Raw genomic sequence first — 10,001 nt, forward strand, 5'->3', positions numbered from 1 at the left:
TTTTTATTGAATCATAAAAAGCTATAGACATCAATACGCCCTTACACATCTTTATATACTTTGAATCTTGTTGCTAAGCCCCTGCTTGCCGCGTCTGGGCACCACCTTCTTTTTTCCTTATTTAGTATCTTTTTTTATTATATTTTTTAAATATGAGGGATTCGTAAATAAAGATTAAGAAATAGGATTTTGTGACATGCCTCTCAATTATTGCGAATCAGTTTAGGGCATAATCAACTTCTTACTTAAATAAATCCGAATACGTACCTGTCCTATCAAAATGGACGCACTCTTCATCAACTATATAAATTAATAACCAATCGGGTTCTATATGAAGATCTCGACAAAGCTTCTAATTCCCTTGTAATGCATGATCATTTAAAATAGATAGCAATTGCTTCTTATGAATTAGACGTTGCATAACTTCTGTGAGCTTTCGCATATCTTTTCCACGCTTTTTTGCTCGTTTTACATCCTTTTTAAACTTTCCTGAATAACTCACTGAACGCATGATCAGATATCCAGTTGCTTAATCAAATCAGCAATATTTTCAGCATAAAAAACATCTTCATTGCTATCGGTTTTATGAAAAATTTCAAGCGTTTCTTTATTGAGTATCTTATTATTTTCAACGTACACACGAATAAAATCACGTAAAATTGAGATGCTGGACGGTGTTTTATTTCAGCTATAGCCATAAATGCGCTTTTTAGATTTATATCTACTTTAGCTGCTATAATCACTTTTTTCACTCATAATATTTCCTCTTTAAGAATTTTGATGATTATACATTATTTAGCTTAGTTAAATAATTTAACTTAGTTAAACATAGTGTAACTTATCATTAATATTAATTTCTTTTCTTAAAGAAAAAGTTTTTCAACTATTAGTTATCCACTTTTTGAGGTGTGAGAAGCTATTCTCTACGGCGTCCACAAAACGGGAAAAATCTATTACAAACATAAAGACAATAAAGGCAATCAATTTCATGATGCGTGACATCATCTTTAAACCTTGATAGGTTTCTATCATCTCGTGAAGAAGCTGTTGTTCTTTTTCTGTAAGATCTTTATCTTTGGTGCTTCGTTTCTTGACCATCTTTCCAACCACATAAATGGGCTCCCTGCTTGTTATGCTTCAAAATATCTCTTGCAAGGTTGGAACTGATGACCGCAACATCCTTATTATCCAAATAAATGGGCAACCAGCCACCACAAGAAACAGACCTATTTGCCGCGCACCCAACGAGAAAGTTCAGAGCGCACACCAGCATCACTTTTTTGATTAACTTCATTTTCTACCTCAAGCCGCGTTGTTGCTGTCTTTAAAGCATTCTCTGTTTGCTTTTGCCGTTCGCTTTGCTTGCCAAGGTGAAACGCCTTGGCTAAAGCCATAAAAAAAACGGCTAAAGCCGCTGTAAACATAAGAGAATATTTCTTGAGCCAAAAAATCATAAGCGTTGCTCCCGAAAACGCTTGGCGACAATCGCTATGCCCGTTACAGCCGCTAAAACCATGATGCCTGCTAATGCCCATTGAATGGGACCATTGCCTGCTAACAAGCCACCAAAACCTGAACAAGACCCTATAATCGGGGCAAGTGCTTCTATTTTAAGAAGTCCGGTTGCCGTTTTCGTTTCTAACCTTTGATAATTCGAAGAAACATAAGCCCCTTTTGCCCATAATCCTGCTTCTGCTGCTCGACAGTTGGCTAAATCCGCAAGAGGCTTCCCACCGACCTTATTCCATTTCTGTAATTCAACAGGTACGGCTTCATAATCGCCTTGATTAAGCTTCTTCAACAATGTTGACTTGCAAAAAGCAGCTGTTCCCACGTTATAGCAAAACGAGACCAATGCCGCAAATTGGCAATCCGTTAACGAAACCGTGACCGATTCCTCTACCGTCTTCTCAAATTGCTTTAAGTCTTCACAAAGGATTTCTTCTGCTTGCTCTTTGTTAATACACATGCCTTTTTTGACGAGGGGGTGACCCGCATTACTGGTGTGACCATAACCAATCGTCCAAACACATGCCGTATCTCTGTAAGCCTCTAAACGCAAACCTTCCCATTATTTGATAAGTTCTAATCCTTCTTTCGATATCTTTCTCATCTGACGCTCCATAAAAAAAGCCCCACATAAGTGGGGCGGCATAAAATGATGTTCTAATCAATCTAGCGCTAATTATAATAAAATGGATCGCTACATCCACAGGCGCCTATTTTTTCATCTTCGACATAACGAGAATGGGCAAAGTTCCGCACAAGATGATCATTGTTAAAGCCACCAGTCCAATCGCCTCCTCCCAACATAACATTTATGTCTACACATAAACTGCTTCCTTGTTCCCCTGTATGCCATTTAGTCACTGGATAACAACCAGACAAAAATTGCCACACATAACCGTAACCATCCTCACAACCGATATACGAAATCATCCGTCTATTGTTTGTATCAACGTGTCCTCCAGATGTCTGAGGAGAAGGCGCTTGATTGCCTGTAATACTGGTTGTTTGATTACTTCCATACATACATGGCGAGAACTCATCACTCGTCAAAAATCTCTTATTAACAGACCAAAAATCAAATGCATGATCCTCATAACTACGATTGGTCGTAATCGGAATACCGTATGCCGACTTTGCATTTACACCTGTCCCTGATTGAAGATAAATATCAACCCAAATATTATGCCACGGATTGTAAACCATTCCCTCTAGGCCACTACGTGGATGGTGATTTAAACACCAAACAGAATTGGGCAAAACATTCCCCGCTTGATAACCCGATAAGAGATGACCTTCAATCTCACCAACATCCGCACATAGCGTATGAAATCCGCCAATCTTTTCAGAATTATCCTCTGTATAGCCATCAGGAGCCGTCGGATTTTGCGAAATTTTAAAGGATATCTCATTCGTCTGATCTTTTAGGATGAGATATGTATATAATAATCCTTTCCTGCTTCAAGATCTTCGTCAAAAGACATCCTTCCACGCCCTGGAACGCGGTAAAAGAGGTACCTACCCCCATTCTCACCACCATGATAAAAGCGAAAACATGCCCCTTTATTGATCACAAGACCTTTTCTATTTTTCGGATCGGCTTCCAGAATTCTGTGATGCTGATCAAAACGCACATTCTCTAAAAAATAAGTGGAAAGAAAACCTACTGTTGCCTTGTTGGTGAGCTGATCAACCATTAGATTCAACGTCTCATCCGCTTGAATAAAGAAGAGCACTATTTTGACTCCCTCCATCATTCGTGCTTTTTGTTCAACTAACTCTTTAAGAATGGGTAGGATGCTTTGATGATCGCTTTTGCAAAGATTTTCTTGTTTGTTGACGTTTTCTTTCATTCTCAAAATGAGTTATCATGGCCCGTTCCTTCTTGCTCGCTTTGCTTAGACCAAAAGTATCATTGTTCATAAATTGCTGATATCCAGCTATCATGAGATCGGTTAGGAACGAATCACTTTTCGGAGGTTGTGTAAAATAAATCCCCTTTGAATCCTGCAATTTATATCGAAAACCTGCTTTTTTCATGCACTCATATACTGAAGCAAATTCACTTGCATACGAATTCATATCACTAGAAGAAGCATAAACCGGTTTCCAGCCACATTTTAAAAGTGATTGTTCGATTACAGCCCGATCTGCTTTAGGCTTTTCCCATAAAACCAAAGTCGATGGGGGAGGATTGCCTAACTGACATCCAGCTGTACTTAAGAGAGCCATGCTGCTCAATAGTTTTAAGATTTTTTTCATTTTTCCCCTCCTCCATAGTTTTTTCCAAAAACTCTTGTAAGAAGATGTGAATTTCAAACCAAGAGCTTTCTCCGCTTTTTCAATCTGTAGATTATCAGCCGCATTTTCTTCAGTACGAAAATTGATAATATCATCATTATATTTATTAACTTTATCAATTAATACTGCAACATCATCTAAGGTATAGGTTTTCATAAATCTTCCCCTGCATACTCTTTAATTCTTTTACAGAGAAATTCATAAAAATTACTTGCGTAATATTGGGGATCATCAAGTGGAAACTTAAGATAGAGCGGGCACTCTCCATCCCGAAATTGAGTATAATCAAAGTAAAAGGTTTCACCAAAATCAGTTGTGCAGATAACAAGTTGTTTGGGATTCGTAAAGCCATCTCTTCTATCGAGCAAATTTCGGTAAACAATATCACCAGCAGGAATACCAGCACAGATTTCATAAATACTGAATATTTCTTCACCTCCAACTTCTCCGCCTCCATAATTTTTTAAAAAACCCTTATAGGAAGAGGTAAATTGTAAATCGAGAGTATTCTCAGCTGTTTTAATCCTTACATCATCAGGGGCATTATCTTTAGTACCAAAATTAATAGCATGACTATGCATATCAATATATTGTGCAACATCCGATAAAGTATAACTTTTCATAAATTTTTCTCCATAAGTCACAGCGTGTTTCTACTGATCAATATTTCTCTACCATAGCCAATGGAATTGGGATTACATTGATAGAATCATAAGGGATATTTTCTTGAAGGAGCTCTTTTCTCATCTGTGTCTGTAAAATCATCTCGCATTTACAATATATGATATAATTAAAGGAGGTGATCATTAAAGTTTAGAGAGCGCCTTTTAGGGACATTACTCTAATATTTGCAATAATTACTTTTTCTTTTTTTCCTACTTAGAAATTTTTTTTGAAATCCAACAAATAACTTTTCTGATAAAATTTGTCTTTGGATTCATAGGAGAAAGCAAACTCCTGCCTTGATAAAATGAGTAGAGAACCTCAACGAGAGGACTATCTTGTTCTTGTGTCACAGGATGTAACATAATAGGCCTACAATCGACTCCAATAGGAGCTCTTCCTGATGCCATTCTTTCCACATTTGTACCTGTTATTATGTGTCCTTTTTCTTTCCAAGAAGAAACTGTTTCAGGATCAAACAGTTCATCTTCCTGATAAACTTTTTGACCTTTAAATGCCACAGGCTCAGCTGCCCCCATACTTTTTTTCTTTATCCATTTCATGATTCATAATCCCCTCGATTTTTTCAAAATAATCAATTTATTCTTTGTTCTAAATAGACTTAAATAAACTCTCCTTCCAAGAGCGAGGTTATTCCTCGCTAGAAAGCTCTGAGTGATTATCGAAATCCTTTTGCCACCTGTTTAATCAAAGCGTAGCTCACTTGCTTCATCTTTGCTACTTCTTTGGCTAAAGTTAATGCACGTTCAAGATGAAGCTGTTGGATGCTCTCGTCAAAGCCTAGGTGATCCCCTGCCGTAAAGCTTTTCTGATAAGATTGCAAAGTTTCATCATCACCCAACAAAGCAAGAGTGCCAAGATGAAGCAAAGCATAATCCGTATCGTTTGCTTTAGACGTGGCGCCTTTTTCCCAAGGAGCAGTGCCATAATCAGAGCGAAGTCTTTTAGAAAGGTCAATGTCTGTTACCGCCCATTCTAAAGCATCATCAAGCGCCTGTGTTAAACGATCCGCAGTGACTTCTGGTTCAAAGATTTCTAATCCCTTGGCTTCAAAATTAAGCTGTATATCTGGAATATCTTCCGTGTGGGTAAGATCAATGAATTTACAAGCGGTGGAAAGAATGCCCGTGCTAATCATAAAGGCGCTATCAAATTGCGGACAATCTTTGGCAATTTCGTCGTTATAAAGAATATCTACTTCACGATCAGCCAATTGATAGCTTGCCATATGGTCATTCTCATTGATTTTCTCGGTTGACCAGCCTAAGCTTTTTAAAAGTGCATGAGCACTTTCCATGGTGAGACGATCATCAGTGTCATCCGCTTCATCCACTTCCTCTGCCACTTCAACAGCAATAGTTTTGGAAGCAACAGATGCTGTTTGCGGATCCAAGCTCAAAATCGGTGCATTTTTCGGAAAACCTGCTCGATAACCCCGTGCAAGAGTGAGGAGATTATCAATTCTATATTTTGAGATTTCTTCCACAAAACCTAAAGGATTTCCCTTTCTAAAATTCTCCTTATAAGATTTGAGCTTTTCAACATCCCCAATCAAAACAAGCGCAATAAGGTGACGCGCTACAAGATCAAGTTCACTGTCTGGGGGAAAAGCTACATAATCATAAATGATTTGATTCACATTTTGCCGACCTGCCCATTCAAGAATATCCGCACTGATCTGCTTTAGCTTGCCTTCATCCAATTCAGTACTAGAAACTGTATAAACTTCTTCTGCTTCTTTGAGGGCTATATATTGAGGCATATTATAGAAAATCTCTCTATGAGCCGTAGAAAAACTAAGTGTTGAAAGGGAAGCCTTAAATGCAACAATCGGCTCTTCTTCATCACTTTGAAGGTTATACATTATATTGATGATACGGTCTTTACTTATAAAATAAGCATTGCGATTGTAGTTTTTATCACGATAAACTGTCCAACCCATTTCTTTTAATTGCTCTGCAGCTTTATTGAAAGTAATCAAAACTTGTGGACTAAGATGTGCTTCTGCTGCCTCTCGCTCATTAAGGATTTTCAGATGTTTTTCAGCAAATTCAACGGCATGGTTAACATGGGTTTCCAGTTCTTTATCAAGATTTTGCAAATGCTCAGGAATCTTACCCACCGCAGTGGAATCTTGATAAGATTTTAGGATATCAATTTTACCTGTCAATGCTAAACAAACCAAATGCCAAATCACAGCTGGATAATAGCTATATTTTTGGATAAGCGTTTTGCTTTCGATCGATGCTTGTAAATCTTGGGCACGCGCCCATTGTATTATCCGCTCAGAGATTTTTGTCAACTCTTGCTCATTCAATATCTCTACACAAATATCAATTCCTTTATCAAAACCGCTAAAAATCCCTCCCCCAATTGTGTTAAAAGACTTATAAATATCCGTAGGTCGTATCCAATTATATTCTCCCCTATAGTGAATATATTCGCAAGCTACAGAAATCTCTTCATTAGATATTTCAGCTTCGAGATGAATATTGTACTGATCATAGAGATGTACAAAGCCAAAATCTAACTTAATAAAACGATCCGGCAAAACCAACCACATTTTCCCAAGCTCTGTGGAAAACCACCCTTGAATTTTAAAAATGCGAGTTGCTGCTGTAAGACTCATCGACCTCTGTTTAGGTTTTTTACGCGCTAAAGTGTCATCTAACTCCCCGTTTTTATAAGCTTGCGCAAAAAGAATGAGGCGCTCAATCCACCCTATTGTTTTGTAAGCTGCAAATTCTGGTACATGTAATTGGGGTGTAAACTTAGAACTTTTTAAAGCCTCAATATCACCAAGTAATGCTTCTGCAACAGCAAAATGATTAGCAGCTTCTTCATGTAATTTTTTTTCAATATCTTGTGCTTGCGCCCAAGCAATAACCCTATTTAAAGATTCCTTAACATGGCTTTCTGAGAGATCTGAAGCTGTAACATCGAAATCCTCTTTCGCAGAAAACAGCGTATATTCATACTTATCTTGTGATACTTCACCACTAGCATATTCCCAAGCAAGGCAATAAGCAGCAGTGGTAAGATCAGCTGATAACCGAAATTTTCCACCCTCCTCTCCATAATCTACAACATCATAACTAATGCCTACAATGCGATCGGGAAAATGATAATGCGCAAACATACTACCATCTTCAGCACGGTAAGATTCCCAACCAAGTCCTTTTAAAATTTCTGTTACATCTTTGGTTCGCATCGTCATGCCCCTGCGTGTTCCATAATTCTTTTACAGAGAAATTCATAAAAATTACTTGCGTAATACTGGGGATCGCTAGGTGGAAATCTAAGATAGAGCGGGCACTCACCATCCTGAAACTGAGTATAATCAAAGTAAAATGTCTCACCAAAATCTGTTCTATTGACAACAAGCTGCTGTGGTTTTGCTAAACCATTTTTTATATCTGTTAAGTGATAATAAACAATATCACCAGCAGGATTATCTTCAAAACTTGCGTTATAAATGCTAAAAATTTCATAACCTCCAATTTCTCCTCCTCCATAATTTTTTAAAAAACTTTTGTAGGACGAGGTGAATTGTAAACCAAGAGTTCTCTCAGCCTTTTCAATCAATATATCATCAGGTGCATCCTCTGCAGTGCCAAAGTCGATAACATCCGGATATTTATCAATTAATACTGCAACATCAGCTAAAGTATAAGTTTTCATAGATGATCCCCCCTAAAAAATATTAATGATGCTTTCATTCTTGAAAAGAGAAAATAACGGTGGTTTAACATTGCAATTCGGAAGTAAAACCACCATACAAAGAAATTTACTTCAAGTTATCTCTAATCCTTTTACAGAGGAATTCATAAAAGTTACTTGCGTAATACTGGGGATCGCTAGGTGGAAGTCTAAGATAGAGCGGGCACTCACCATTCTGGAATTGAGAATAATCGAAGAAAAATGTCTCTCCGAAATCGGTTCTACTAACAATAAGTTGCTGTGGCGTTGCAAAACCATTTTTTCTATAATTTAAGTTTTTATAAACAATATCATCACTACGAACAATCTCAAAGTTTGTATCATAAACGCTACATATTTCCTCACCACAAATTTCCCCTCTTCCATAGTTTTTTAAAAAACTTTTATAGGAAGACGTAAACTGCAAACCGAGAGTTTTCTCTGCTTTTTCAATCAGCGCATCATCAACTGCTTCATCTGTAGAGCCAAAATCAATACTATCGCTATATTTATCAACTAGTACTGCAACATCAGCTAAGGTATAGGTTTTCATAGATGATCCCCCTAAAAGTGATTAACAATTCTTGCATTTTTGAAAACAAAAAAGGATGACGGCTTTAACAGTGTATTTCAAAAGGAAACCGCCCAACAAAAGCGTCATTCCAAATTAGCTATAATTCTTTTACAGAGGAATTCATAGAAGTTATTTGTATAATATTGTCATATTTGTTATGAGAAAGACCTTGTCCATTGGGGTGAACAATATCAATCAGCGGCACACCATTGCCAGCTTTTCCCACCGTGGGGCGGAAAACAGAGCCAACCCCATCAGCTGCTTTAATCCCTTGGCTTTCTTGTGCGACAGGACTTCGCGCTCCAAGCGCTTGTGCTTGCAACAACAAAGGCTGAAAAGCTAAGCAAAAACTTAAAACAAGTGAAAGCCCCTTATGGATCCCCCGCTGCAAAACACAAAGAACGTGCTTTCCTCGCTTGTATCCATATCCCAATCTATGCTTTTGATCCTTTAATCCCCGCATCTTCAGCTCCTCATAAAATTCTTTATCTCTTAAAAAAAACAACCCATATGGGTGTAAACAGCGCAGCGATATTTTTACCGCCCCTTTGCTCTAAAATCTCAATAATGCCCGTACTTGAAATAACCCTGTCGAATTTCCCTTTTCTCGCACTGTTGATTGGGTTAAAATATTCGAATAAGATACATCAACATCCGTAATGTCTCCGGTTGCATGGAAACCAAGAGTTGCCCCAACGAAGCACCCGCCAAAACTGTTTTTGCTTACATCATTGGCCACGGCTCCCAGATCAAGCGCCATATAAGGGGAAAATTGGCTCATAAATTTACGCCCCATTCTCGAAGAAAAACCTGGCAACAACAGCGATAATTCATTGCGCCAAAACGCTCCATTATTGCCGTAATAAATCGCCTCACGCACCCCGCGCACAGAGGAACTACCACCAAGCGATATTTGCTCTGAACTAAACAACGTGTCGGGTGATAATTGTCCTGAAAACAGGGTGTTATAGCGAAAGTTATACTGATTTAGCGAAAAAGGACGCACGTAGCCTAGGGAAAAAGACAATTTGGAAAATTGCCCTTTGGGTGCATTTTTTGTTGCATTCTCTTGCTCTTTATCATCATAAGCGCCAAGAATTGCCAAACCCTTATGAAACCCTATATGTGCGCTTAATTCTCCTCCAAGCCACTTGCGCGAATGATCAAGCTCAAAGGTTGCAATAGCCAATTTACGGCTGGAAACATCAACCCGACTGCCCATAATAAAATTATCAGA

General features: G+C 38.1%; 11 protein-coding genes and 4 pseudogenes. All 15 read right to left on the reverse strand.

Annotation, left to right across the window (positions count from 1 at the left end):
* Window positions 1-241 precede the first annotated feature (241 nt).
* Window positions 242-511, reverse strand: a pseudogene (locus ACFIKO_RS08285) (type II toxin-antitoxin system YafQ family toxin).
* Between the two features lie 368 nt (window positions 512-879).
* On the reverse strand, window positions 880-1,110 hold the full coding sequence (locus ACFIKO_RS08290) for a hypothetical protein (protein WP_375673728.1): 231 nt from the start codon (window positions 1,108-1,110) through the stop codon (window positions 880-882).
* A gap of 116 nt (window positions 1,111-1,226) precedes the next feature.
* Window positions 1,227-1,454, reverse strand: coding sequence for a hypothetical protein (locus ACFIKO_RS08295; RefSeq protein WP_012754703.1), 228 nt, complete (start codon window positions 1,452-1,454; stop codon window positions 1,227-1,229).
* On the reverse strand, window positions 1,451-2,062 hold the full coding sequence (locus ACFIKO_RS08300) for a lysozyme (protein ID WP_375673730.1): 612 nt from the start codon (window positions 2,060-2,062) through the stop codon (window positions 1,451-1,453). Before ACFIKO_RS08300 ends, ACFIKO_RS08295 begins: the two co-directional genes overlap by 4 nt.
* Window positions 2,063-2,181: 119 nt before the next feature.
* Window positions 2,182-2,766 (reverse strand): hypothetical protein, encoded by a 585-nt coding sequence (locus ACFIKO_RS08305; protein ID WP_375620539.1) that lies wholly within the window; start codon window positions 2,764-2,766, stop codon window positions 2,182-2,184.
* Between the two features lie 39 nt (window positions 2,767-2,805).
* A pseudogene (locus tag ACFIKO_RS08310) lies at window positions 2,806-2,937 on the reverse strand (hypothetical protein); the annotation flags it as partial.
* Window positions 2,931-3,203: a hypothetical protein gene (locus ACFIKO_RS08315; protein WP_375673731.1), complete on the reverse strand. Its 273-nt coding sequence runs from the start codon at window positions 3,201-3,203 to the stop codon at window positions 2,931-2,933. The pseudogene ACFIKO_RS08310 and the gene ACFIKO_RS08315, both read right to left, overlap by 7 nt.
* An 85-nt stretch (window positions 3,204-3,288) precedes the next feature.
* Entirely contained in the window at window positions 3,289-3,768 is a 480-nt protein-coding gene (locus tag ACFIKO_RS08320; protein WP_375620544.1) for a hypothetical protein, read from the reverse strand.
* Between the two features lie 191 nt (window positions 3,769-3,959).
* The gene (locus ACFIKO_RS08325) at window positions 3,960-4,430 is read right to left on the reverse strand and encodes an SMI1/KNR4 family protein (RefSeq protein ID WP_375620541.1); all 471 of its coding nucleotides are present in this window, start codon (window positions 4,428-4,430) and stop codon (window positions 3,960-3,962) included.
* Between the two features lie 252 nt (window positions 4,431-4,682).
* A complete protein-coding gene (locus tag ACFIKO_RS08330) occupies window positions 4,683-5,009 on the reverse strand; it encodes an HNH/ENDO VII family nuclease (RefSeq protein WP_375673733.1) in 327 nt (108 codons plus the stop codon).
* A gap of 112 nt (window positions 5,010-5,121) precedes the next feature.
* A pseudogene (locus ACFIKO_RS08335) lies at window positions 5,122-7,702 on the reverse strand (DUF6990 domain-containing protein).
* 2 nt (window positions 7,703-7,704) lie between these two features.
* Window positions 7,705-8,172: an SMI1/KNR4 family protein gene (locus ACFIKO_RS08340; protein WP_375620559.1), complete on the reverse strand. Its 468-nt coding sequence runs from the start codon at window positions 8,170-8,172 to the stop codon at window positions 7,705-7,707.
* Between the two features lie 106 nt (window positions 8,173-8,278).
* Window positions 8,279-8,743, reverse strand: a complete 465-nt coding sequence (locus ACFIKO_RS08345) for an SMI1/KNR4 family protein (RefSeq protein ID WP_375620560.1) — start codon at window positions 8,741-8,743, stop codon at window positions 8,279-8,281.
* Between the two features lie 121 nt (window positions 8,744-8,864).
* Window positions 8,865-9,227: pseudogene (locus ACFIKO_RS08350) on the reverse strand (hypothetical protein); the annotation flags it as partial.
* A 90-nt stretch (window positions 9,228-9,317) separates the two neighbouring features.
* Window positions 9,318-10,001, reverse strand: a 684-nt coding sequence (locus tag ACFIKO_RS08355) for a ShlB/FhaC/HecB family hemolysin secretion/activation protein (protein WP_375673735.1), incomplete at its 5' end; no start/stop codon positions are given.

Source organism: Bartonella sp. TS82HLJMH (genome assembly GCF_042193495.1).
Taxonomy (GTDB): domain Bacteria; phylum Pseudomonadota; class Alphaproteobacteria; order Rhizobiales; family Rhizobiaceae; genus Bartonella; species Bartonella grahamii.